The organism is Streptomyces sp. NPDC003248 (assembly GCF_055563235.1).
In genome coordinates, this window is the sequence record NZ_JBVHDT010000001.1 from 984,291 (window position 1) to 1,007,758 (window position 23,468).

A 23,468-nucleotide genomic window follows, 5' to 3' on the forward strand; every position below is an offset into this window, starting at 1 on the left:
CTTCCGCCGCCTCCGCCGGTGCCGCCCCGTCAGCCGTCCGGCCCACGCCCGCCCCGCTCCGGTGAGGACGCCGAGGACGCCTCCGGCGCCTTGGTCTCCCGGTTGTCTCCGGTGCCTCGGTCTCCCGGTTGTCTCCGGCGCCTTGGTCTCCCGGCCGCCTCCGGTGCCTCGGTCCCCCGGCTGCCTCCGGTCCCTCCGGCTCCTCCTCCGTCTCGGTGCCGCCCCCCGCTCCGGCTTCGCCGCCGCGCCGGCCTCCTACTCCTCCTCCGCCGCGGCCGTCTCCTGCTCTTCCGCCGCCGCGGACCCCTCCGGCTCGTCCGACCCCTCGGGCTCGTCCGGCGTCCCGTGCTTCGCCTGCTTCTCCGGCAGCTCGGCGGCCAGCGCCGCCGCGGCCTGCACCAGGGGCAGCGCGAGCAGGGCGCCCGCGCCCTCGCCCACGGTCACGCCCTGGTCCAGCAGCGGCTCCAGCGCCATCCGGTCCAGCGCCTTGGCCTGCCCCGGCTCGCCGCTGCGCTGCCCCGCCAGCCACCAGTCCGGCGCCCGGAAGGCGATCCGCTGCCCGACCAGCGCACAGGCGGCCGTCACGACCCCGTCCAGGACCACGGGCACCTTCCGTACGGCGCACTGGAGCAGGAAGCCCGTCATCGCGGCGAGGTCGGCACCCCCGACGGTCGCCAGCAGCCGCAACTGGTCCCCGAGCACCGGCCGGGCCCGCCGCAGCGCGTCGCGGATCGCCGCGCACTTGCGCATCCACGCCAGGTCGTCGATCGCCTCCCCGCCCCGCCCGGTCACCACGGACGCGTCGGTCCCGCACAGCGCGGCGACCAGCACGCCCGCCGCCGTGGTGCCGCCCACGCTCACATCGCCGAGCACGACCAGGTCCGTACCGGAGTCCGCCTCCTCGTCGGCGACGGCGACCCCGGCCAGGAAGGCGGCCTCGGCCTCCTGCGCGGTCAGCGCGTCCTCGACGTCGATACGGCCGCTGCCGCGCCGCACCCGATGCCGTACGACGTCCTCGGGGAACGCGTCCGGCTCGCAGTCCAGCGCCATGTCCACGACCCGCACCGGAACCCCGAGCCGGCGCGCCAGCACCGCCGACGGGCGGCCGCCCTCCAGCACCTCCCGCACCAGCTGCCCGGCGCCGCCCGCGGGCCGGGCGGAGACGCCGAGCGCGGCGATCCCGTGGTCGCCGGCGAACAGCACCACCCGCGGCCGCTCCACCGGGCGCACCGGCACCGCGCCCTGCGCCGCCGCCAGCCACTCACCCAGGTCGTCGAGGCGCCCCAGCGCCCCGGCCGGGACGATCCGGCGGTCCCGGTACGCCTCCGCGTCGCGCCGCACCCCGCCGTCGGGGCGCTCGATCAGATCGGTGAAGTCGTCGAGATTAAGCGAGCTCATTCGCCGAACAGTACCGGCACCGAACGAACGGTTCCGCGCCACACCGCCACCCCGTCCGCACGGCGTCTTTGCACCCGTCACCGCGATCCCATACGTTCCGTTTTGCTATGGATTGCCGCATGGTTCGCCCGCCCTCCCACCGGAGCCGCTCATGCCCCCCAGGCCCATCCACGAGCCGCGCCGCGACGACTGCCCCTGGTGCGGCTCCAGACGCCTGCGCACCCGGCTGCGCGCTCCGGACCTGCTGCACCACAGACCGGGCACCTTCACCGTCGACGAGTGCAGGGACTGCGCCCACGCCTTCCAGAACCCCCGCCTGACCCCGGAGGGGCTCGCCCTCTACCGGCGCGGCCCGGACGAGGAGTTCCCCACGGTCCCCACCCACCGCGCCCTCACCGACCGCGTCCTCGCGGTCCGCACCCGCCGCCGCCGTCTGCGGGCCGTGGCCCGGACCATGCTGCCGTTCGGGGAGCCGGAGAGCTGGCTGGACGTGGGCACGGGCCACGCCCTGTTCCCGGAGGCCGCGCGGACGATGTTCCCGTACACGGCGTTCGACGGCCTCGACCCCACCCCGACGGTGGAACGGGCGCGGCTGGCGGGCCGTGTCGAGGAGGCCCACGTCGGGCACCTGACCACCCCGGGCGTCACCGCGCGCCTGCGCGCCCGCTACGACGTGGTCAGCATGCTCCACCACCTGGAGCACACCCACGACCCCCGCGAGGAACTCCGCGCCGCCCTCACCGTCCTCCGCCCCGGCGGTCACCTCCTCCTCGAAGTCCCCGACCCGCGCAGCGCGTTCGCCGCCCTCCTGGGCAAGTGGTGGCTGCCGCACGGCCAGCCCCGCCACGTCCACCTGATGCCGCTGCCCAACCTCCGCACCGAACTGGAGGGCCAGGGCTGCACCGTCCTCACCGCGGACCGCCGCGCCCCCCACCTCCCCCACGACCTGTCGGCGGCGCTCTCCCTGTCCCTGGCCCGCGCCGTCCCGCCGAACCGCCCCGGCCTCCTGCGCGGGGCGGCCGCCCTGGTCCGGACGGCGACCGTGCTCGACCACACCCTGGCCCCGCTCCTGTGCCGCACCCGCTTCTCGAACGCGTACCGGCTCATCGCCCGGAAGGGATGAGCACACGGCGGAACACCGCACCCCGCACTCCACTCCGCGCACGCCCCCCGCTCGGCCGCCCGCCCCGCCCGCCCCGCCCGTCTCACCCCCGCAGCACCACCGCCTGCCCCGCCACCACCAGCACCACCTGCTCGCACTCCGCCGCGACCGCCGCGTTGAGCCGCCCCAGCTCGTCGCGGTACCGCCGCCCCGACGCCGTGGCCGGGACGATGCCCGAGCCGACCTCGTTGGAGACCAGGACGACCGTCCGCCGGGTCGCCCGCACGGCCGCCGCCAGCTCCGCGACCCGCGAACGCAGCGCGCGCTCGCCGCCGTCCGCCCACACCGCGTCGTCCCACGCCCCCACGGCGTCCATCGCGTCCGTCAGCCACAGCGACAGACAGTCGATCAGCAGCGCGGGACCGTCCAGCCCCAGCAACGGCACCAGGTCGCACGTCTCGGCCGTACGCCACGAACCCGGCCGCCGCTCCCGGTGCGTCAGGACCCGTTGCGCCCACTCGGTGTCCCCGCCGCGCGAACCGCCCGTCGCGACGTACAGCACGCCGGGGAAGGACTCCAGCCGCCGCTCCGCCTCCACCGACTTGCCCGACCTGGCCCCGCCCAGCACCAGCGTCCGCCGGGGCACGTCCGGCACGTCCTCGTACGCCCCCACCGTCAGCGTCGACCCGTCGGGCACCGCTCGGGCCCCCGCCGCCGCGAGCCGCCGCCGGGACTCCCGCCCCGGCGGCACGTCGTGGTCCAGGTGCACGGCGAGGACGTCGGTCGTCGGCCCCACCGCGCCCACCGCCCGCAGCTTCGCCAGCGCGTCCGGCCGCCCCATGACGTCCAGCAGGACCATGGCGTACCGTTCGGCCGGCTCCGCCCCGTCCTCCAGACCGGCCGGCGCGCCCCCCGGCGGCAGGTACAGCAGCCGCTGCCCGTCCGGTCCCGTCACCGCGTACCCCGTGCCCGGCGCGTCCATCGCCACAGCCCGCACCCGATGCCCCGTCAGCAGCGTCAACTCCCGTCCGTCCGGCACCCGCCCGGGCTGCGGCAGTCCGGCCGGCACCTCGACGGGCGGCCCGTCGTGCGGATGCGACAGCAGCACCTGCCGTACGCCGGCCAGCGAACGCCCGGCGCGGGCGGCGGCGAACGCCGCACCCGGCGTCAGGTCCAGCAGCAGCGAGCCGTCCACGAGCACCGCGGCCGCCGCCCGCGCGTCCACGCCGAGCGAGGCCGCGCAGGCCGCGCAGGGACAGTCGGGGCGGGGCAGGCCCGCGGGGGCACCGGTACCGAGCAGTGTCACTTCCACGAACCGATTTTCGCCGCTCGCCCTCCGCCCCGCGCGCCCGGTACCCCCGATCATGGCGGCCCGTTCCCGCCCGGCGCACCCGCCGAGCGCATAGGCTCTGAGCAGGAGCCGGACCGAGATCCGGCTTCCGCTCTGCTGGTGCCGACGCGTTGGAGGCGTACATGGCGGCATGGACGTGGCGTTTCGAGAAGGCCGACGGGACGGAGGTCGAGCCCGCGGTGCAGCCCGAGGAGTTCACCACGCAGGGGGACGCCGAGTCCTGGATCGGGGAGCACTGGAAGGACCTGCTCGAAGGCGGCACGGACCAGGTGCGGCTGTTCGAGGACTCCACCGAGATCTACGGCCCGATGAGCCTGCGCGCGGCCGAGGCGTCCTAGACGACGGGGCCCGGCGCGGGACCGGGCCGGGCCGGACCTGACCTGACCGGAAGGGCTGGACCTGACCGGGGCGGACCGGCACGGACCGGGGCGGGCCGGGGCGGCCACACCCCGGTCCGGTGTCCCGCCGCGTCCGGTCAGTCCGGCGGCCCCTCCTGCTCGCCCAGCGTCACCTCCACGGTCCGCTCCCGGCCGTCGCGCGTGAACGTCACCGTCGTGCGCCGTCCGGGCCGCTGCGCGGCCAGCGCCTCGGACAGCGTGGTGATGCTGGTGACGCCGGTGTCCCCCAGCGCGGTGATGACGTCCCCGGCCTCCAGGCCGGCCCGGTCGGCCGCGCCCCCGCCGCTCACCTCCACGACGGCCACCCCGGCGGGCCGGAACTCCGCGTCCACGTAGGTCCGTCCGACGATGCCGAGCGCCGCCCGGCCGGACGCGGTCACCCTGCCGTCCCGGACGATCTGGTCGGCGAGCGACCGCACCGTCGACGCCGGGATCGCGAACCCGATGCCGGGCGCCGCGCTGTCGCCGAACCCCGGGTCGACCGCGGCGAGCGTCGGGATGCCGATCACCTGCCCGTCCAGACCGACCAGCGCGCCCCCGCTGTTGCCGGGGTTGATGGCCGCGGACGTCTGCACCATGTTGGTGAGCGTCGCCCCCGTACCCCCTTCGGCGCCGCCCTCGGTGACGGTCCGTCCGGTCGCCGAGACGATGCCCTGCGTCACGCTCGACGACAGCCCCAGCGGCGAGCCCATCGCGAGGACGATCTGCCCGACCTCGACCTTCGCGGAGTCCCCGAAGGCCGCCGGCCGCAGCCCGTCGGGCGCCCGGTCCAGCTTGACGACGGCGAGGTCCTGCTCCGGGTACGAGTAGACGACGGTCGCGGCGAGCGCCGCCCGGCTGGTGGCGGTGGTCACCTCCAGCGTTCTCGCGACGCCGACCACGTGCGCGTTGGTGACGATGTGTCCCTGGTCGTCGTAGACGACGCCCGAGCCCAGACCGTTGCCGGTCCGCAACTGCACGACCGACGGCAGAACGTCCTTGATCACCTTCTGGTAGGCGTCCTCCAGGTCGTCCGCCCGCGTGACGACCTCGCGCCGTACGGCCTGCCGGGTCACCGTCTCCCCGCCCGAGGACCCGGGGGCGGAACAGCCGGCGACCAGCGCGAGGGCGCACACCCACACGGCCGGGACCGGCCGGCGGACACGGGGAGGGGAGGAAGGATCCATGCCCCGAGTCTTCCCGCCGGGCGAGAGCCCGGCTCGCCCTGATCACCCGAAAGAGCGCCACCGACCGTCCCGCGGGGACCGCGCCACGGCCTGCCGTGGCCGTGTTCGGTGTGCCTCAGCGGGCGGCGGTCCGCGGCGCGCGGGTGGCGTGCATGCCGCTCCTGCCGGCAGCGGGTGCACCGGCCCCGCGGGGACCGCGCCGCGGCCTGCCGTGGCCGTGTTCGGTGTGCCTCAGCGGGCGGCGGTCCGCGGCGCGCGCAGCGGTGTGCATGCCGCTCCGGCCGTCGGCCGCCGGTGCCGGCCGCTCAGCCCCGTACCCCGCACAGGTGCAGCAGCGCCGCCACACCCCGGTAGGGATCCGTGCGCCCGGCCCGCTCCTCCACGGCCAGCAGCGTCTCCACGTCGTCCGGGGGCCGCGTCTCGTCGGCCGCCGTGTCGGTGAAGACCCGCACGCCGTACCAGGCCTGAAGGGGCGCGCCGATGCCGGCGAGTGTCGCGGTCAGCGTCTCGCGCCGGTCCGCGCGGACGTCCAGACCGAGCCGGTTGGTGTAGGAGACGCTGTCGAAGGCGGCCAGGGCGCCCGCCCAGTCGCCGGCCAGACCGGGCCGCATGGCCAGCCCGTCGGCGTTGCGGACCAGCAGCGACAGCAGCCCGCCCGGGGCGAGCACACGGGCCAGACCCGCCAGCAGCGGGTCCGGCTCCTCCACGTACATGAGCACGCCGTGGCAGAGCACCACGTCGAAACTGCCGGGCAGGAAGTGCACCCCCGTGTCCCGGCCGTCGCCCTCGAAGATCCGCATCCGCTCCCGGATGCCCTCCGGCTCCCCGGACAGCGCCTCACGGGCCGCCGCGATCATCGTCGCGTCCTGCTCCAGGCCGGTCACCTGGTGACCGAGCCGGGCCAGCCGCAGCGCCTGCGTGCCCTGGCCCATCCCCACGTCGAGCACCCGCAGCCGCTGCCCGACCGGATACCGCCCGGCTATCTGCTCGTCGAGCTGCCGGGCCACCAGCTCCTGCCGTACGACGTCACGCAGCCCGCCCAGCTTGTTCAGCCAGGCCTCGGCCGCCCCCCCGGAGAACGCAGCAGTGCTCAGGGCCGCTCCCCGCGCTTGACCAGCGGCTTGGGCAGCCGGAGCCGGCGCATCTGGAGGGAGCGCATCAGCGCGTAGGCCACCGCGCCCCGGCGGTTCTGGTCGGGGAAGCGCTCGGCCAGCCGCTTCTTCAGACGGAACCCGGTGACGATGGAGTCCAGCACGATCAGCACGATCACCACGAGCCACAGCAGCAGCGCGATGCTCTGCAACGACGCCACCTGGATCATGCTCAGCACGAGGATGACCACGGCCATGGGCAGGAAGAACTCCGCCACGTTGAACCGCGAGTCGACGAAGTCGCGCGCGAACTTGCGGACCGGGCCCTTGTCGCGGGCCGGCAGATACCGCTCGTCGCCGCCGGCCAGCGCCTGGCGCTGACGCTCCAACTGGGCTCGGCGCTCGTCGCGCTGCCGCTTGGCGGCCTCCTTCCGCGTCACCGGCGTGTTGGCCACGCTGCGGCGCTGGGACTGGGCCTGACTGCGCTTGGGCGTCGGCCGGCCCTTGGGGGCCTGCGGGTCTCGGGTTTGCTTGGAGTCGGTCACCGTCGCCTTGTCGGCGACCGGTGCCTTCTCTTCCTTGGCACGGCTACGGAACACAAAACCCAAGGGTAAGCGCTCCCCCCGCATGGACCCCAGCCCCAAGGGGAACGATCCGGCAACACCGGTCGTCCGAACTGGGGAAGGACCTGGGACAGACCGGGGGAGAGGGGACAGCCGGTGACCTGATGCCACGGGAGGGCCACCACCCGGAAGGTCACCTACTCCTCACGCCGGAGCAGGGCCTTGGTCAGTCGTCCTTGGGGAGGAGCGCATCCGCCCCCGAACAGTGCGTCAATGGAAGCAGGGCCCGTACTGTGGGTTCTGTCGCAGACCGGTGAGCTGGAGTCCGTCAGAAGGGGGCGCGCGAAGCCCATGAGCGGTGTCATGAAGCGTATGGGGATGATCTTCCGCGCGAAGGCGAACAAAGCCCTTGACCGGGCCGAGGACCCGCGCGAGACCCTCGACTACTCGTACCAGAAGCAGCTGGAACTCCTCCAGAAGGTCCGCCGCGGCGTCGCCGACGTCGCCACCTCCCGCAAGCGCCTGGAACTCCAGCTGAACCAGCTCCAGTCGCAGTCCTCCAAGCTGGAGGACCAGGGCCGCAAGGCGCTCGCCCTCGGCCGGGAGGACCTCGCCCGCGAGGCACTCTCCCGCCGCGCGGCCCTCCAGCAGCAGGTCACCGACCTGGAGACACAGCACGCGACGCTCCAGGGCGAGGAGGAGAAGCTCACCCTCGCGGCCCAGCGGCTCCAGGCCAAGGTCGACGCCTTCCGTACGAAGAAGGAGACCATCAAGGCCACCTACACCGCAGCCCAGGCCCAGACCCGCATCGGCGAGGCCTTCTCCGGCATCTCCGAGGAGATGGGCGACGTCGGCCTGGCCATCCAGCGCGCCGAGGACAAGACCGCCCAGCTCCAGGCCCGGGCCGGCGCCCTCGACGAGCTCCTCGCCTCCGGCGCCCTGGACGACCCCACCGGCCTGGCCAAGGACGACATCCAGGCCGAGCTGGACCGGCTCTCCGGTGGTACGGATGTAGAGCTGGAGCTCCAGCGGATGAAGGCCGAGCTCGCCGGAGGCGGCTCCGCCGGGCAGCAGGCCATCGAAGGTGGCACGAGCCAGTCGCAGCCCCAGCAGCAGCCACAGGACACCCCGCGCTTCGACAAGCAGTAGCCCGGCGCCGGGGACCGGAGCCGAGGAGGGCGACGTGATCGTGCGGATCATGGGGGAGGGCCAGTGGGTTCTGGCCGACTCCCACCTCGCCGAGCTGGACAAGCTCGACGACGAACTGCTCGCGGAGATGGAGGGCGGTGACGAGGAAGGCTTCCGCCGCACCGTGGGCGCCCTGCTGGACGCCGTCCGCCGTCTCGGCGTTCCCCTGCCGGACGCCTCCCTGGAACCCTCGGAGCTGATCCTCCCGGCCCCCGACGCGAGCCTGGAGGAGGTCCGGGAGATGCTCGGCGACGGCGGGCTGATCCCGGGGTGAGACCCCCGTCGCCGCGGGCTCGGGGCGGATCTCCGTCCCCGGCAGCGGTTCGGCGCCGTCCGCCGGCGGGTCTCCGGTGCCGGCCACGGCACCCCAGCCCGTCCGGTGTCCGAGGACGAGGCCGTGCAGGGCCGACGCGGGGGTCCGGGGGCCTCTGAGACACGCCGGCCTCGCGGCAGCTCCCTGCGAACCGTCCGCACCGCGGCAACCCCCCTGCGACACGCCCGCCTCGCGGCAGCCCCCGGCGACGCGCCCGCACCGAGCGACGGTCATCCCGAGAAGGTACGGCACCTTGACCCCCCTGGCCCGAGCCCACCGCCGGCTCACCGCACACCCCCTGGCCCTCGACGCCGCCCTCGCCGCCGCCGTCCTCCTGTGCATGCTGGCCGGCTCCTTCGTGGACCCGCGCGAGCAGGGCGTCAGCTGGGAGCTGCGCACCCCGGACCCGCTGAGCCTGCTGCTGATCGTCCTCGGCGCCGCGGCCCTCGTGCTGCGCCGCCGCGCCCCCCGGACGGTCCTCGCCGTCACCGGCGTCCTCTCCGTGGTCGAGTCCGTCACCGGCGACCCCCGCGCGCCCGTCGCGATGGCCGCCGTCGTCGCCCTCTACACCGTCGCCTCCACCACCGACCGCCCGACGACCCTGCGGGCGGGCCTGCTCACCACCACGGTCCTCACCGGCACGGCGATGCTCGCCGGCCCCCTGCCCTGGTACGCCCAGGACAACCTCGCCCTCCTCGCCTGGACCGGCATCGGCGCCACCGCGGGCGACGCCGTCCGCAGCCGCCGCGCCGTCGTCCAGGCCATCCGGGAACGCGCCGAGCGGGCGGAACGCACCCGTGAGGAGGAGGCCCGCCGCCGGGTCGCCGAGGAGCGACTGCGCATCGCCCGCGACCTGCACGACGTGGTCGCCCACCACATCGCCCTGGTCAACGTCCAGGCCGGAGTCGCCGCCCACGTCATGGACAGACGTCCCGACCAGGCCAAGGAGGCCCTGGCGCACGTCCGCGAGGCCGGCCGCTCCGCGCTCGACGAGCTGCGGGCCACCGTCGGCCTGCTGCGCCAGTCCGGAGACCCCGAGGCCCCCACCGAACCGGCCCCCGGCCTGGACCGCCTCGACGACCTCGCCGGCACCTTCCGCAGCGCCGGACTCCCGGTCGAGGTCGCCCGCGCCGACCACGACACCCGGCTTCCGGCCGCCGTCGACCTCGCCGCCTACCGCGTCATCCAGGAGGCCCTGACCAACGTGCGCAAGCACGCGGGGCCGGACGCCAGGGCCGAGGTCAGCGTCGTGCGGGTGGGACCCCGTATCGAGGTCACCGTCCTCGACGACGGCCCCGGCGAGGCCACCGGCCCCAACGAAGCCACCGGCCCCGGCGAGGCCACCGGCCCCGGCGAGGCCACCGGCCCCGGCGAGGCCACCGGCCCCGGCGAGGCCACCGGCCCCGGCGAGGCCACCGGCGTCCCGGACGGCGGCGGTCACGGCCTGCTCGGCATGCGGGAACGCGTCACCGCCCTGCGCGGCACCCTCACCACCGGGCCCCGCTACGGGGGCGGCTTCCGCGTCCATGCCATCCTGCCGCTCGACACCCCCAGCGCCTCCGAGGACTCCGCATGACCATTCGCGTCCTGCTCGCCGACGACCAGGCGCTGCTGCGCAGCGCCTTCCGCGTGCTCGTCGAGTCCGAGCCCGACATGGAGGTCGTCGGCGAGGCGTCCGACGGCGCGGAGGCGGTGCGGCTGGCCAAGGAACGGCAGGCGGACGTCGTCCTGATGGACATCCGCATGCCCGGCACCGACGGACTCGCCGCGACCCGGCTGATCAGCGCGGACCCGGCGCTCGCCCGGGTCCGCGTGGTGATCCTGACGACCTTCGAGGTCGACGACTACGTCGTGCGGTCGCTGCGCGCGGGCGCCTCCGGCTTCCTCGGCAAGGGCAGCGAGCCGGAGGAGCTCCTCAACGCCATCCGGGTCGCCGCGGCCGGCGAGGCCCTGCTCTCCCCGGCCGCCACCAAGGGCCTGATCGCCCGCTTCCTCGCCCAGGGCGACGCCGACGGCGACCGCGACCCGGCCCGGGCGCAGCGCCTGGACGCGCTCACCGTGCGCGAGCGCGAGGTCCTCGTCCAGGTCGCCGGCGGCCACTCCAACGACGAGATCGCCGAACGCCTCCGGGTCAGCCCGCTGACCGTGAAGACGCATGTCAACCGGGCCATGGCCAAGCTGGGCGCCCGCGACCGGGCCCAGCTCGTGGTGATCGCGTACGAGTCCGGGCTGGTCCGTCCGAGGGTGGAGTGATCCCCGCCGGCCGTACTGCGCCCGGAGTATGCGCCGCATAAGGAAACCGACCTGGGGCCTACGGAACCACCCGCCCCGATGCCACAGGGTGAAGGGGCCACTTCTGTCGCTCCCAGAAGAGAGAACCTCCACCCATGTCCTGGCTGTCGAGATTCAGCCTCGCGCAACGGGCCCTGATCGGCCTGATGTCCATCATCGCGATCGTGTTCGGCGCGATCGCGATCCCCCAGCTCAAGCAGCAGCTGCTGCCGACCATCGAACTGCCGGTGGTGTCCGTGCTCGCCCCCTACCAGGGCGCCTCCCCGGACGTCGTCGAGAAGCAGGTCGTCGAGCCGGTCGAGGCCGGTCTCGAAGCCGTCGACGGCATCACCGGCGTCACCTCCACGGCGAGCGAGGGCAACGCCGTGATCATGGCGTCCTTCGACTACGGCAGCGACACCGACCGGCTCGTGGCCGACGTCCAGCAGGCCGTCAACCGGGCCCGGGCCCAGCTCCCGGACTCCGTGGACCCGCAGGTCGTCGCCGGTTCCACGGACGACATACCGACCGTGGTCCTCGCCGTCACCTCCGACCGGGACCAGCAGGCGCTCGCCGACCAGCTCGACCGGACCGTCGTCCCGGCGCTGGAGGACATCGACGGCGTCGGCCAGGTCACCGTCGACGGTGTGCGCGACCTCCAGGTCTCCGTCACCCCCGACGACGCGAAGCTGGCGCGGGCCGGCCTGACGACGCAGTCCCTCGCCCTGGCGCTCCAGGCGGGCGGCGCCACCGTCCCGGCGGGCTCCTTCGACGAGGCCGGATCCAACCGCACCGTCCAGGTCGGCGGCGGCTTCACCTCGCTCGAGCAGATCCAGGACCTGATGATCGCGGGCACGGCCGGGGCGAAGCCGGTGCGGCTCGGGGACGTGGCCGGCGTGCGGCAGGAGGAGGCCCCGGCCGACTCGATCACCCGTACCGACGGCCGGCCCAGCCTCGCCGTCTCCGTCACCATGGACCACGACGGCAGCGCGGTCGCCATCTCCGACGCCGTCGAGGACAAGCTGCCCGGGCTGCGCGAGGACCTCGGCTCCGGCGCGTCGGTCACGGTCGTCAGCGACCAGGGCCCGGCGGTGTCGAAGTCCATCGAGGGCCTGACGACGGAGGGCGCGCTCGGCCTGCTCTTCGCGGTGCTCGTCATCCTGGTCTTCCTGGCGTCGGTCCGCTCGACGCTGGTGACCGCCGTGTCGATCCCCCTGTCGGTCGTGCTGGCGCTGATCGTGCTGTGGACGCGGGACCTGTCGCTGAACATGCTGACGCTGGGCGCGCTGACCATCGCCATCGGCCGGGTCGTCGACGACTCGATCGTCGTCCTGGAGAACATCAAGCGCCACCTCGGCTACGGCGAGGAGCGCCAGGCCGCGATCCTCACCGCGGTGCGCGAGGTGGCCGGCGCGGTCACCTCCTCCACCCTGACCACGGTCGCCGTGTTCCTGCCGATCGGCCTGGTCGGCGGCATGGTGGGCGCGCTGTTCGGCTCGTTCAGCCTCACCGTGACGGCGGCCCTGCTGGCCTCCCTCCTGGTCTCGCTGACGGTCGTCCCGGTCCTGTCGTACTGGTTCCTGCGCGCCCCCAAGGGCACCCCCGAGGACGCCGAGGAGGCCCGCCGGGCCGCGGAGGAGAAGGAGGCGAAGAGCCGCCTCCAGCGCTTCTACGTCCCCGTCCTGCGGTTCGCGACCCGGCGCCGGCTGACCAGCGTGGCCATCGCCGTGGTCGTCCTGATCGGCACCTTCGGCATGGCGCCCCTGCTGAAGACCAACTTCTTCGACCAGGGCGAGCAGCAGGTGCTGACGGTCAGGCAGGAGCTGGCGCCGGGCACCGGCCTGGCGGCGACCGACGCCCAGGCCGAGAAGGTCGAGCACCTGCTCGCCGACGTCGACGGGGTGAAGGACTACCAGGTCACCGTGGGCTCCTCCGGCTTCCTCGCGGCCTTCGGCGGCGGAACGGACACCAACCAGGCGTCGTACCAGGTGATGCTGGAGGACTCGGCGTCGTTCGAGGACGTGCGGGACCGCGTCGAGGCGGGGCTGAAGAAGCTCGACGGCATCGGCTCGACCACCGTCGCCGCCGGTGACGGCTTCGGCAGCCAGGACCTGAGCGTCGTCGTGAAGGCGGCCGACGGCGACGTGCTGCGGAAGGCGGCGGAGCAGGTCCGCGAGGCGGTGGCCGGGCTGGACGACGTCACCGACGTCACCAGCGACCTGTCGCAGAGCGTGCCGCGCATCTCCGTGCGGGCGAACGCCCGGGCCGCGGCGGCCGGTTTCGACCAGCAGACGCTCGGCGCGGCGGTCGCGCAGGCGGTCCGCGGCACGACGGCGGCGAAGGCGGTCCTGGACGACACCGAGCGGGACGTCGTCATCACGTCGGCGAAGCCGGCGCGGACGCTGGCGCAGCTGAAGGCCCTGCCGCTGGGCAAGGTGACGCTGGGCGACATCGCGACCGTGCAGCTGGTCGACGGCCCCGTCTCGATGACCCGTATCGACGGTCAGCGCGCGGCCACCGTCACCGCCCGGCCCACCGGCGACAACACCGGCGCGGTGAGCGCCGACCTCCAGTCGCGGATCGACGGGCTGACGCTCCCGGCGGGCGCGACGGCCCAGATCGGCGGTGTCACGCAGGACCAGGACGACGCGTTCGCCAACCTCGCCCTGGCGATGCTCGCGGCGATCGCGATCGTCTTCATGCTGCTGGTGGCGACCTTCCGGTCGCTCGCCCAGCCGCTGATCCTGCTGGTCTCCATCCCGTTCGCGGCCACCGGCGCGATCGGTCTGCTGCTCGTCACCGGCACCCCGATGGGCGTCCCGGCGATGATCGGCATGCTGATGCTGATCGGCATCGTGGTGACCAACGCGATCGTGCTGATCGACCTCATCAACCAGTACCGCCGCCAGGGGTACGGCGTCGTCGAGGCCGTCGTCGAGGGCGGCCGCCACCGTCTGCGGCCCATCCTCATGACGGCCCTCGCGACCGTGTTCGCCCTGCTGCCGATGGCCCTGGGCGTCACGGGGGAGGGCGGCTTCATCGCCCAGCCCCTGGCGGTGGTCGTCATCGGCGGCCTGATCACCTCGACGCTCCTCACCCTGCTGCTCGTGCCGACGCTCTACGCGATGTTCGAGCTGCGCAAGGAGCGCCGGGCGGCGAAGCGGGCGGCCAAGCGGCGGCCGGAGCCGGAGAAGACGCCGGAGCCGGCGGGCGTGTAGCTCGGGGGTGTCCCCCGGGGGAGCCCCCCGGGGCGGGGGCTGTGCGTCGGCGGTCGGCTGCGGGCCGTCGGTGGCTGGTCGCGCAGTTCCCCGCGCCCCTGGGGGGTTGGTGCCTGCGGTGTCGGCAGGTGGGCCCCGGTTCCCGCGTGCCTGGGGGGTTGGTGCCTGCGGTGTCGGCAGGTGGGCCCCGGTTCCCGCGTGCCTGGGGGGTTGGTGCCTGCGGTGTCGGCAGGTGGGCTCCGGGGAGTCCGGTCCGTGTGCCTGTCCCCGGCAGGGCGCCGGGGCGTCGTCGTACTGCGGTCGGGGCAAGGCGGCCTGTTCGGCACTTCTCCTTGTGCGGGGTGTACCTATCCTGTGAGCTCGGACTGCTCTGCGGGGGAGGGGGATCGGGGCGGTGCCACTGCACAGGGACGATCCGCGGTCGGTCGGCGGGTACCGGGTCGTGGACCGGTTGGGATCCGGCGGGATGGGAGTCGTCTACCGGGGGAAATCGAGGTCCGGCCGGGAGGTCGCCGTCAAGGTGGTGCACGCCCAGTACGCCGAGGACCCGGTCTTCCGCACCCGTTTCCGTCAGGAGATCGAGGCCGTCCGCAAGGTGAGCGGTGCCTTCACCGCCCCGGTGGTCGACGCGGACCCGGACGCCGTACGGCCCTGGATGGCCACCCAGTACGTCCCGGCGCCCACGCTCTCCGCCCGGATCCGGGCCGACGGCCCGCTGCGGGGCGCGGAGCTGCGGCGGCTCGCGCTGGGTCTGGTGGAGGCGCTGCGGGACATCCACCGGGCCGGGGTCGTCCACCGCGATCTCAAGCCCGCGAACGTCCTGGTGGCCGAGGACGGCCTGCGCGTCATCGACTTCGGCATCTCCCGGGCCGCCGAGAACCAGACACTGACGGAGACGGGGAAGGCGATCGGCACCCCGCCGTTCATGTCCCCGGAGCAGTTCACCGACGCCCGCTCGGTGGGCCCCGCGTCGGACGTCTTCTCGCTCGGGGCGCTGCTGGTGTTCGCGGCGACGGGACGCGGCCCGTTCGACGCCGACAGCCCCTACCTCACGGCGTACCGGGTGATGAACGAGCAGCCGGAGCTGGAGTCGGTGGCCGAGCCGCTGCGCGCGGTCCTGGCCCGCTGTCTGGCCAAGGACATCGCCGACCGGCCCGGACTCGACGAGCTGGCGCGGGAGTTCGCGGCCGCCCTGCCGGAGCCCGCGCCGGGTGACGCGCACACGGTGACGTTGCGTCTGGCCCCGGCGGCGGGGGAGTCCCGCACGCCGACCGAGGTGGACGGGGCACCGGACCGTCCCGCCCCCCGGACCCGCCCGCGCCGCCTGCCGGCCGTGGCCGTCGCGGCCGGCGTGCTGGCCGTCGCGCTCACGGCGTACCTCCTCCTCGGCCCGCTGCGGGACGGCGGCGCCGCGGAGGCGGAGGGGCCGGCGAGCCCCTCGGCGTCCCCGGCCTCCCGCTGGGAGGCGCTCCCGGCCGGCTGGCAGCCCTGGCGGACGACGCTGTTCGAACCCGCGGCCCGCGGCGAGGAACCGCTGCGCGACACCTCCGACGGACTACCGGTCTGCCGGTTCGGGGAGGGCGCCCTGTTCTGCGGCGGCGACACCGTCCTGCCGGTCCGCCTGGACGCCCTGACCGGCAGGACGGACTGGCGGGCCGCGTCCGTGCCGGCCACGGTGGAGCCCGACGCGTACGCCTCCTGGATCCTCGACGTGCGGGACGGCACGGTGCTCGTCCGGCAGACCCTCACCGATCCCCCCACGGGCGAGACCGAGAGCGACCTCCTCATCGCCCTCGACGCGGTGTCCGGGAAGCGGCTGTGGTCCCGCGAGATGAACGGCGAGAACATCGAACCCGCGGTCGTCGGGGACCTGGTCCTGACCCCGGACGGCGACGGCCGGTCGCTGACCGCCCGCGCCCCGCGCGACGGCGCCGAGCGCTGGACGACGACCCTGCCCGCCGGGTACTTCTGCGGCGTCCACGGCATCGGCGGCCGCCCCTACGCGGACTGCACCGCCTACGACTCGGGCGCCCCCCGGCTCCTCGCGCTCGACCCGGCCGACGGCACCCGGCGGAGCCTGCCGTCCCTGCCGGCGGACGCCAGTTACGTGGGTTCCCTCGGGGAGCGCCTGGTCTTCGCGGAGTGGCTGGAGGAGGAGGGCGCGATGGAGATGGCGTACTCGCGGCTCCAGCTCGTCGACCCCGACACCGGCGCCCGGACGGCGACGAAGCTGGCGCAGGTGTTCCGGGGGACGGCGACCATGGTGAACGGCGCGCTCTGGTTCGCCGGCTCCAGCGGCCAGGTGACGGCCGTGTCACCCACCACGGGCAAGCAGCTGTGGCAGACCCGGACGACCCTGGAGCAGCCGGGCGAGCCCGTGGCCGACGGCCGGGGCCGCACCGTCTACCTGGCGAGCGCCAGCGGGCGGGTGGCGGCGCTCGACGCCCGTGCGGGCACGTTGCTGTGGGAGTCCTTCCCGCGCGCCGACCACGTGGCCAGCGGCGGCTTCCCCTCGCCCGGGGTGTTCGTGCACGAGGGCGCGCTGCTGGTGTCGACCCCGGACGGCACGGTCTTCAGCGTCGACCCGGCCCACCCCGACCGGGGTACGGCGTCGGAGTGACGGCACTCCGGCGCCGTACCCCGGATCCGGGAGTACGGGTGTCCGGGAATCCGGGTGTCCGGGAATCCGGGCCGTCCCCTACGGCAGGGCCAGCATCCGCTCCAGCGCGAGTTTCGCGAACGCCTCGGTCTCCTGGTCGACCTCGATCCGGTTGACCAGCTTGCCGTCGGCGAGGGACTCCAGGGCCCAGACCAGGTGGGGCAGGTCGATGCGGTTCATGGTCGAGCAGAAGCAGACCGTGCGGTCGAGGAACACGATCTCCTTGCCCTCGGGAGCGAAACGGTTCGCCAGCCGGCGCACCAGGTTCAGTTCGGTGCCGATGGCCCACTTCGAGCCGGCCGGGGCGGCCTCCAGGGCCTTGATGATGTACTCGGTCGACCCGACGTAGTCCGCCGCGGTCACGACCTCGTGCCGGCACTCGGGGTGCACCAGGACGTTCACCCCGGGGATGCGGGCGCGGACGTCCTCGACCGACTCCAGGCTGAAGCGGCCGTGCACCGAGCAGTGGCCCCGCCACAGGATCATCTTCGCGTCGCGCAGCTGCTCGGCGGTGAGCCCGCCGTTCGGCTTGTGCGGGTTGTAGACGACGCAGTCCTCCAGGGACATGCCCATGTCGCGGACGGCGGTGTTGCGGCCCAGGTGCTGGTCGGGCAGGAACAGCACCTTCTCGCCCTGCTGGAAGGCCCACTCCAGCGCCCGCTGCGCGTTCGACGAGGTGCAGATGGTGCCGCCGTGCTTGCCGGTGAAGGCCTTGATGTCCGCCGAGGAGTTCATGTACGACACCGGCACGACCTGCTCGGCCACCCCGGCCTCGGTCAGCACGTCCCAGCACTCGGCGACCTGCTCGGCCGTCGCCATGTCGGCCATCGAGCAGCCGGCGGCGAGGTCGGGCAGGACGACCTTCTGGTCGTCGGAGGTCAGGATGTCCGCTGACTCGGCCATGAAGTGCACACCGCAGAACACGATGTACTCGGCCTCCGGGCGCGCGGCCGCGTCCCGGGCCAGCTTGAAGGAGTCGCCCGTGACGTCGGCGAACTGGATGACCTCGTCGCGCTGGTAGTGGTGCCCCAGGACGAAGACCTTGTCGCCGAGCCTCTCCTTGGCCGCGCGGGCCCGCTCCACCAGGTCCGGGTCGGAGGGGGAGGGCAGATCGCCGGGGCACTCGACGCCCCGCTCGCTCTTCGGGTCGGCCTCACGGCCGAGCAGCAACAGGGCGAGCGGAGTCGGCTGTACGTCGAGCTCCGTGGTCTGGGCGGTGGTCACGGCACGCACCCTTTCTACTTTTCGTCGAACTGACGTTATCTATCATAGCCTGCTTCACGTCACTTTGACGATGGTCATCGCGTCGATGTGACGTGAATCCCGGTGGCGCCCGGCCGGCCCGTCTCGCGCGCCGACGTGAGCCGCTGTCCGCTTCACGGCGCATGTGCGAGCATGAAGGAACAGGCGAAAAGACACGGGCCCGGCCCGGAATGAATCCGCGGCCCCGCCGGTTGGAACCGTCGGCAAGCAGTCTCCGTACAACCCGGGAGAGATGTAGATGTCCGTATCGGACGAGACCACCACCGTCACCGACGGCATCGTTCTGACCGACGCCGCCGCGTCGAAGGTCAAGACCCTGCTCGACCAGGAAGGCCGTGACGACCTCGCCCTCCGCGTGGCCGTCCAGCCCGGCGGCTGCTCCGGCCTGCGCTACCAGCTCTTCTTCGACGAGCGTTCCCTCGACGGCGACGTGGTGAAGGACTTCGGCGGAGTCAAGGTCGTCACCGACCGCATGAGCGCCCCCTACCTGGGCGGCGCCACGATCGACTTCGTGGACACGATCGAGAAGCAGGGCTTCACGATCGACAACCCGAACGCGACCGGCTCCTGCGCCTGCGGCGACTCCTTCAGCTGAGCCGTCCCCGACACCGGCCGAGCCGTCCTCGACGGTATGAAGGCGGCGGCCCCTCCGCGGGGCCGCCGCCTTCGGCGCGCACGGGCCGCTACGGCAGCCGTGCCCCGGGCTTCTCCAGCGGGATCTCCCCGCCGTCCGAGCCCACCACGGTCCTGCCGCCCAGCGGCTCCTCCAGCTCGACGGTCCGGTGGTGGAGCTGCGCGATCGCGATGCAGACCCGGTCCGGCCAGGACGTGGCCGTCACCGTGACCCTCACCTCGTCCCCGCTCTCCACCGCCGTCGCCGCGTAGTCGGAGCACACCCCGCCCGTGAAGGCCACGGTCAGTTCCTCGCCCTGCGCGGTGTAGCCGTCGACGGACACGTCACTGGTCCTCCCGCCCGGGGACGGCTCCCCCGAGGGGGTCGACGCCGTGGGCGCCCTCAGGTACTCCGGCTCCAGCGCGGGCTGTGTCACCGTGTGCTCGCCCCCGGCGTCCCGCACCTCGAACAGCCATGACGGCACCAGCACCTGACGCCCGCCCGAGGCGTGCGGGGCGAGCCCGAACACCGCGTCCCCCACGGTCAGGGACTCCCCCTGGGGGGCGGTCGTCGAGGTCCCGCACGGGGTGCCCGGCCCCTCCTCCAGGGGCACCGGGTCGGCGCAGCCGCCGATGCCCGTCCGCGGATCCGTCCCCGGCGCCGCGTTCAGCCGGTCCAGCGCCTCCCGCGCGCTCAGCACCGGATACGTGTCCCCCTTCACCGGCGTCGCCAGCTGACCGCCCCCGGCGACGACCTCTCCCCGGACGTTCACGGTGACGCCGGTCGTCCACCCGTAGGTGGGCAGACCGCCGATCTCGGGGTCGGCGTTCACCAGCCGCTGGGCGCCCACGACCCGGCTCGCGTCGATCTCGGCGTCGTCCTGGCCGAGTGCCTTCAGGACCGGCGCCGCCGCCTTCTTCGCGGCCGCCTCGCTCACCGGGGCACCGGACGGATCGGCGCTGTTCGCGTCGCAGCCGGTGGGGCTTCCGCAGGTGTCGGTGCCGGGCGTGTAGCGGTTGAACGTCCAGGCGCCGGGCGCCTGCCGGTTCACCCGCAGCACCGGTCCCGAGCCGTCCGTCACGGAGCCGACCCGCCAGTCCTGCCCCTCGCTCACCGGCGTCCCGTCGACGCCCAGCGCCGCCGCCAGCCGCGTCACCTGGTCCGCGGTGACCTCGCCCCGCGCCCAGTACACGGCCGCCGAGCCGGGGCCGTCCGGGAGGGTGCCCTCGGCCCGGTAGGTGACCCCGTAGGGGTTCGGCTCGCCGGGCGCGATGCCGTTCACGTCCCCGCCGGGGTCGCCACCGGCGTAGTCGTCGAGGACGAGCGCCGGGGGCGTGCCGCTCTCCGAGGGCGCCCCCGCCCCGGACCCGCCGCCCGCGCCGCCCGTCGTACTGGCCGCGAGGTAGGCACCCCCGCCGCCCACCAGCAGCACGGCGGCGGCGACGGCGGCGACGAACAGGCGGGAGCGGCGACGGCCACCGGACGAACCACCGTCCGGAACCTCGCCGTCGAACCGGCCACCGCCGGCCCCACGCCCGTCGGCCCCACGGCCGTCGGCCCCACGGCCGTCGGCCCCACGGCCGTCGGCCCCACGGCCGTCGGCCGCGCCGCCGTCAGCCCGGCCACCGTGGGCCTTGCCGCCGCCCGCCCCATCGCCCTCGGCCTCGCGATCGGCATCACCGTCGGGGCGCTCTCCTGACGGCCTCTCCCGGGGGGACTCCTCCCGTACGGGCTTGTCCGGAGGGGGCTCGTCCCGTACGGGCTCGTCCGGAGGGGGCACCTCCCGTACGGGCTCCTCCGCAGGAGACTCCTCCCGCACCGGCTCCCGGGGAGACTCCCGTACAGGCTCCTCCGGCCGGTTCCGCTCCGACCGCGTCTCCTGCCGCGCGCCCCGGTCCTCGGGCCCGCGCGCGGTGTCGTCGTCGTCGGGTCGCTCGGTGTTCACCGCATCGCTCCTTCGGCCGCCCTGCTGTCGTACCCCCCATCCCCCCGACGGGGGACAGCGATGGGACGCGGCGGGGGAGCGCACGGTTCCACGCCGGGCGCCCCGCCGGGGAGGGCGGGCGGGGCCGGCGGAGCGGCGGACGGCTCAGTTGCCGTAGTCCGGCATCTCCTCCAGCAGCCGGGCCGAGGCCGCCGGGACGGTCACGCCGTGGATCCAGGACGGCGGCACGGGACGGGCGGCGTCCCGCTCGGGAGCCGCCCAGTGCGGAGCCATCCGGGCGCAGTCGCTCCGCAGCGACGCGAGATCTCCGTCGGGATCGGCCGGGGCGGGGGCGTGGTCCTCGAGGTTCGTCATAGCGGCACCGTATGCGGGGCCGGCCGTGCGAAGAAAGATCTACTATCGGGTAGTTTCGCCTGCTTCAGTGGCGTCCGTCTTCCGGGTAGCGTGAACTGTCAATCCCCCTCCCACAGGAGAGTCCACGCCGTGCGCATCGCAGTCACCGGCTCCATCGCGACCGACCACCTCATGACGTTCCCGGGCCGCTTCGCCGACCAGCTCGTCGCGGACCAGCTCCACACGGTCTCGCTGTCCTTCCTGGTCGACCAGCTGGACGTACGGCGTGGCGGGGTCGCCGCGAACATCGCCTTCGGCATGGGACAGCTCGGCACCCGTCCCATCCTGGTCGGCGCAGCGGGCGCCGACTTCGACGAGTACCGCGCCTGGCTGGACCGGCACGGCGTGGACACCGAGTCCGTCCGCATCTCCGAGACGCTGCACACCGCCCGCTTCGTGTGCACGACGGACGCCGACCACAACCAGATCGGCTCCTTCTACACCGGCGCGATGAGCGAGGCCCGCCTCATCGAGCTGAAGACCGTCGCCGACCGCGTCGGCGGCCTCGACCTGGTCACGATCGGCGCCGACGACCCGGAGGCGATGCTCCGCCACACGGAGGAGTGCCGCTCCCGGGGCATCCCCTTCGCCGCCGACTTCTCCCAGCAGATCGCCCGGATGGACGGCGAGGAGATCCGCATCCTGCTGGACGGCGCGACCTACCTCTTCTCCAACGAGTACGAGAAGGGCCTCATCGAGTCCAAGACCGGCTGGAGCGACGAGGAGATCCTCTCCCGGGTCGGCCACCGCGTCACCACCCTCGGCTCGCGCGGCGTCCGCGTCGAGCGGACCGGCGAGGACCCCATCGAGGTCGGCTGCCCCCAGGAGGAGCGCAAGTCCGACCCGACCGGTGTCGGCGACGCCTTCCGGGCCGGCTTCCTCTCCGGCCTGGCCTGGGACGTCTCCCTGGAGCGGGCCGCCCAGATCGGCTGCATGCTCGCCACCCTCGTCATCGAGACCGTCGGCACCCAGGAGTACCAGCTGCGCCGCAACCACTTCATGGACCGCTTCGCCCAGGCCTACGGCGACGAGGCCGCCGCCGAGGTCAAGAAGCACCTCGGCTGACGCGGAGGAGCTTGCGGACCGGAGCTGACTCGCACGAGCCGGCGGACCGGAGCTGACTCAGACGAGCCGGCGGACCAGATAGGCCGAGCCCCGGGCCGCCGGCTCCTCGCCCACGTACTCCTGCTCCCGCATCGCGCACCACGCGGGGATGTCGAGCCGCGCAGCCTCGTCGTCGGACAGCACCCGGACCGTGCCGCCCACCGGCACGTCCCCGATGACCTTGGCCAGCTCGATCACCGGGATCGGGCAGCGCCTGCCGAGGGCGTCCACCACGAGGACGTCGTCCCGCACGTCCTGCCGCACGTCCGCCACCGGGGCCGGCGCCCCCAGCTTCTCCCGCACCCCCGCCACCGTCCCCGGCAGCAGCGCGAGGAACCGCTCCACGTCCTCCTCCGCCGTCCCCGGCGGCAGCGACACCCGCACATTGCCCTCGCTCAGCACCCCCATCGCGCGCAGCACATGGCTCGGCGTCAGCGTGCTGCTCGTACAGGACGACCCCGACGACACGGAGAAGCCCGCCCGGTCCAGCTCGTGCAGCAGGGTCTCCCCGTCGACATAGAGACACGAGAAGGTGACGGTCCCGGGCAGCCGCAGCTCCGGATCCCCGACCACCTCCACGTCCGGCACCAGCTCCGGCACCCGCGCCCGGATCCGCCGCGTCAGCTCCCGCAGCCGCGCCGCCTCGGCCGCCGCCTCCGCGCGCACCGCCCGCAGCGAGGCCGCCGCCGCCACGATCGCCGGCAGGTTCTCGAACCCGGCCGCCCGCCCGGACTCCCGCTCGTCCGCGGGGCCCCGGACGGCGAACCGCACGCCCTTGCGCACCACCAGCAGCCCCACCCCCGACGGCCCGCCCCACTTGTGGGCACTCGCCGTCAGCAGCGACCAGGGCCCCTCCACCGGCCCCCACCCCAGCGACTGGGCGGCGTCCACCAGCAACGGCACCCCGGCCGCCCGGCACACCTCGGCCACCGCCGCCACCGGCTGCTCGGTCCCCACCTCGTGGTTGGCGGACTGAAGACAGGCCAGCGCGGTGTCCGCCCGCAGCGCGTCCTCGTACGCCTCGGCCGTCACCGCGCCCGTCCGCCGGACCGGCACCCGCGTCACCGTCCCGCCCTCGGCCTCGAACACCTCGGCCGAATGGAGCACCGAGGAGTGTTCGACCGATGACACGATCAGGTGGCGTCCGGCCCGCCGCCGGCCGGCCAGCGCCCCGGCGATCCCGCTGTGCACGGCCCGCGTCCCGGACGGTGTGAACACCAGCTCGTCGGCCCGGCACCCGACGGCGTCGGCGGCGGCCTCCCGGGCGGCGTCGAGCAGCAGCCGGGCCCTCCGCCCCTCCCGGTAGAGCCGGGCCGGATCGGCCCAGCCCTCGTCGAGCGAGGCCAACAGCGCCTGCCGGGCCACAGGATGAAGGGGAGCGGCGGAGGCCGCGTCGAAGTAGGGCACACGGCAACGCTAAGCGCCCCGGAGG

General features: G+C 74.3%; 19 protein-coding genes. 10 read left to right on the top strand and 9 right to left on the bottom strand.

The genetic code is table 11. The annotated features are described in order from the left end of the window. Positions 1 to 255: 255 nt before the first annotated feature. Positions 256 to 1,398 (bottom strand): nicotinate-nucleotide--dimethylbenzimidazole phosphoribosyltransferase, encoded by a 1,143-nt coding sequence (cobT, locus tag ACZ3KJ_RS04175; protein WP_467524412.1) that lies wholly within the window; start codon positions 1,396 to 1,398, stop codon positions 256 to 258. Positions 1,399 to 1,549: 151 nt separating this feature from the next. Between cobT and ACZ3KJ_RS04180 the strand changes: the two genes are divergently transcribed. Continuing rightward, on the top strand, positions 1,550 to 2,521 hold the full coding sequence (locus tag ACZ3KJ_RS04180; RefSeq protein ID WP_467524414.1) for a class I SAM-dependent methyltransferase: 972 nt from the start codon (positions 1,550 to 1,552) through the stop codon (positions 2,519 to 2,521). A gap of 82 nt (positions 2,522 to 2,603) precedes the next feature. Here ACZ3KJ_RS04180 and ACZ3KJ_RS04185 read toward each other — a convergent pair whose 3' ends face one another. Next, a complete protein-coding gene (locus tag ACZ3KJ_RS04185; RefSeq protein ID WP_467524416.1) occupies positions 2,604 to 3,812 on the bottom strand; it encodes a bifunctional adenosylcobinamide kinase/adenosylcobinamide-phosphate guanylyltransferase in 1,209 nt (402 codons plus the stop codon). A gap of 161 nt (positions 3,813 to 3,973) precedes the next feature. Here ACZ3KJ_RS04185 and ACZ3KJ_RS04190 point away from each other — a divergent pair, with 161 nt between their 5' ends. After that, complete coding sequence (locus ACZ3KJ_RS04190) at positions 3,974 to 4,189, top strand: hypothetical protein (RefSeq protein ID WP_401690130.1); 216 nt, start codon at positions 3,974 to 3,976, stop codon at positions 4,187 to 4,189. A 137-nt stretch (positions 4,190 to 4,326) separates the two neighbouring features. On the opposite strand, the gene ACZ3KJ_RS04195 is transcribed toward ACZ3KJ_RS04190, so the two are convergent. The 3 genes from ACZ3KJ_RS04195 to ACZ3KJ_RS04205 form a co-directional block, all read right to left on the bottom strand. Then, positions 4,327 to 5,415, bottom strand: a complete 1,089-nt coding sequence (locus ACZ3KJ_RS04195; RefSeq protein WP_467524418.1) for a S1C family serine protease — start codon at positions 5,413 to 5,415, stop codon at positions 4,327 to 4,329. 305 nt (positions 5,416 to 5,720) lie between these two features. After that, complete coding sequence (locus tag ACZ3KJ_RS04200; protein ID WP_467524420.1) at positions 5,721 to 6,422, bottom strand: methyltransferase domain-containing protein; 702 nt, start codon at positions 6,420 to 6,422, stop codon at positions 5,721 to 5,723. Positions 6,423 to 6,505: 83 nt separating this feature from the next. Beyond that, positions 6,506 to 7,135, bottom strand: a complete 630-nt coding sequence (locus ACZ3KJ_RS04205) for a DUF3043 domain-containing protein (protein WP_467524810.1) — start codon at positions 7,133 to 7,135, stop codon at positions 6,506 to 6,508. 285 nt (positions 7,136 to 7,420) lie between these two features. On the opposite strand from ACZ3KJ_RS04205, the gene ACZ3KJ_RS04210 reads away from it, so the two are divergent. From ACZ3KJ_RS04210 to ACZ3KJ_RS04235, 6 genes are all read left to right on the top strand, one after another. Beyond that, on the top strand, positions 7,421 to 8,218 hold the full coding sequence (locus ACZ3KJ_RS04210; RefSeq protein ID WP_389511656.1) for a PspA/IM30 family protein: 798 nt from the start codon (positions 7,421 to 7,423) through the stop codon (positions 8,216 to 8,218). Between the two features lie 34 nt (positions 8,219 to 8,252). Then, a complete protein-coding gene (gene pspAA / locus ACZ3KJ_RS04215) occupies positions 8,253 to 8,531 on the top strand; it encodes a PspA-associated protein PspAA (RefSeq protein WP_467524422.1) in 279 nt (92 codons plus the stop codon). A gap of 292 nt (positions 8,532 to 8,823) precedes the next feature. Beyond that, entirely contained in the window at positions 8,824 to 10,146 is a 1,323-nt protein-coding gene (locus tag ACZ3KJ_RS04220) for a sensor histidine kinase (RefSeq protein WP_467524424.1), read from the top strand. Next, a complete protein-coding gene (locus tag ACZ3KJ_RS04225) occupies positions 10,143 to 10,823 on the top strand; it encodes a response regulator (protein WP_467524426.1) in 681 nt (226 codons plus the stop codon). Before ACZ3KJ_RS04220 ends, ACZ3KJ_RS04225 begins: the two co-directional genes overlap by 4 nt. 134 nt (positions 10,824 to 10,957) lie before the next feature. Continuing rightward, positions 10,958 to 14,059, top strand: coding sequence for an efflux RND transporter permease subunit (locus ACZ3KJ_RS04230; RefSeq protein ID WP_467524428.1), 3,102 nt, complete (start codon positions 10,958 to 10,960; stop codon positions 14,057 to 14,059). 394 nt (positions 14,060 to 14,453) lie between these two features. After that, complete coding sequence (locus tag ACZ3KJ_RS04235) at positions 14,454 to 16,679, top strand: protein kinase domain-containing protein (protein WP_467524430.1); 2,226 nt, start codon at positions 14,454 to 14,456, stop codon at positions 16,677 to 16,679. A gap of 78 nt (positions 16,680 to 16,757) precedes the next feature. Here the strand turns inward: ACZ3KJ_RS04235 and nadA are convergent, their stop codons facing one another. Then, positions 16,758 to 17,942 carry a quinolinate synthase NadA gene (nadA, locus tag ACZ3KJ_RS04240; RefSeq protein WP_467524432.1) on the bottom strand — a complete coding sequence of 395 codons (1,185 nt, stop codon included), beginning with the start codon at positions 17,940 to 17,942 and terminating at the stop codon, positions 16,758 to 16,760. Positions 17,943 to 18,219: 277 nt separating this feature from the next. Here nadA and erpA point away from each other — a divergent pair, with 277 nt between their 5' ends. Continuing rightward, positions 18,220 to 18,576 carry an iron-sulfur cluster insertion protein ErpA gene (gene erpA, locus ACZ3KJ_RS04245; RefSeq protein ID WP_389511649.1) on the top strand — a complete coding sequence of 119 codons (357 nt, stop codon included), beginning with the start codon at positions 18,220 to 18,222 and terminating at the stop codon, positions 18,574 to 18,576. Between the two features lie 88 nt (positions 18,577 to 18,664). On the opposite strand, the gene ACZ3KJ_RS04250 is transcribed toward erpA, so the two are convergent. Next, complete coding sequence (locus ACZ3KJ_RS04250; RefSeq protein WP_467524434.1) at positions 18,665 to 20,539, bottom strand: hypothetical protein; 1,875 nt, start codon at positions 20,537 to 20,539, stop codon at positions 18,665 to 18,667. A gap of 144 nt (positions 20,540 to 20,683) precedes the next feature. Continuing rightward, positions 20,684 to 20,893, bottom strand: a complete 210-nt coding sequence (locus ACZ3KJ_RS04255; RefSeq protein ID WP_467524436.1) for a hypothetical protein — start codon at positions 20,891 to 20,893, stop codon at positions 20,684 to 20,686. 129 nt (positions 20,894 to 21,022) lie between these two features. On the opposite strand from ACZ3KJ_RS04255, the gene ACZ3KJ_RS04260 reads away from it, so the two are divergent. Then, positions 21,023 to 21,997, top strand: coding sequence for a carbohydrate kinase family protein (locus ACZ3KJ_RS04260; RefSeq protein ID WP_467524438.1), 975 nt, complete (start codon positions 21,023 to 21,025; stop codon positions 21,995 to 21,997). A gap of 57 nt (positions 21,998 to 22,054) precedes the next feature. On the opposite strand, the gene ACZ3KJ_RS04265 is transcribed toward ACZ3KJ_RS04260, so the two are convergent. After that, positions 22,055 to 23,443, bottom strand: coding sequence for an aminotransferase class V-fold PLP-dependent enzyme (locus ACZ3KJ_RS04265; RefSeq protein ID WP_467524440.1), 1,389 nt, complete (start codon positions 23,441 to 23,443; stop codon positions 22,055 to 22,057). Positions 23,444 to 23,468: the final 25 nt, after the last annotated feature.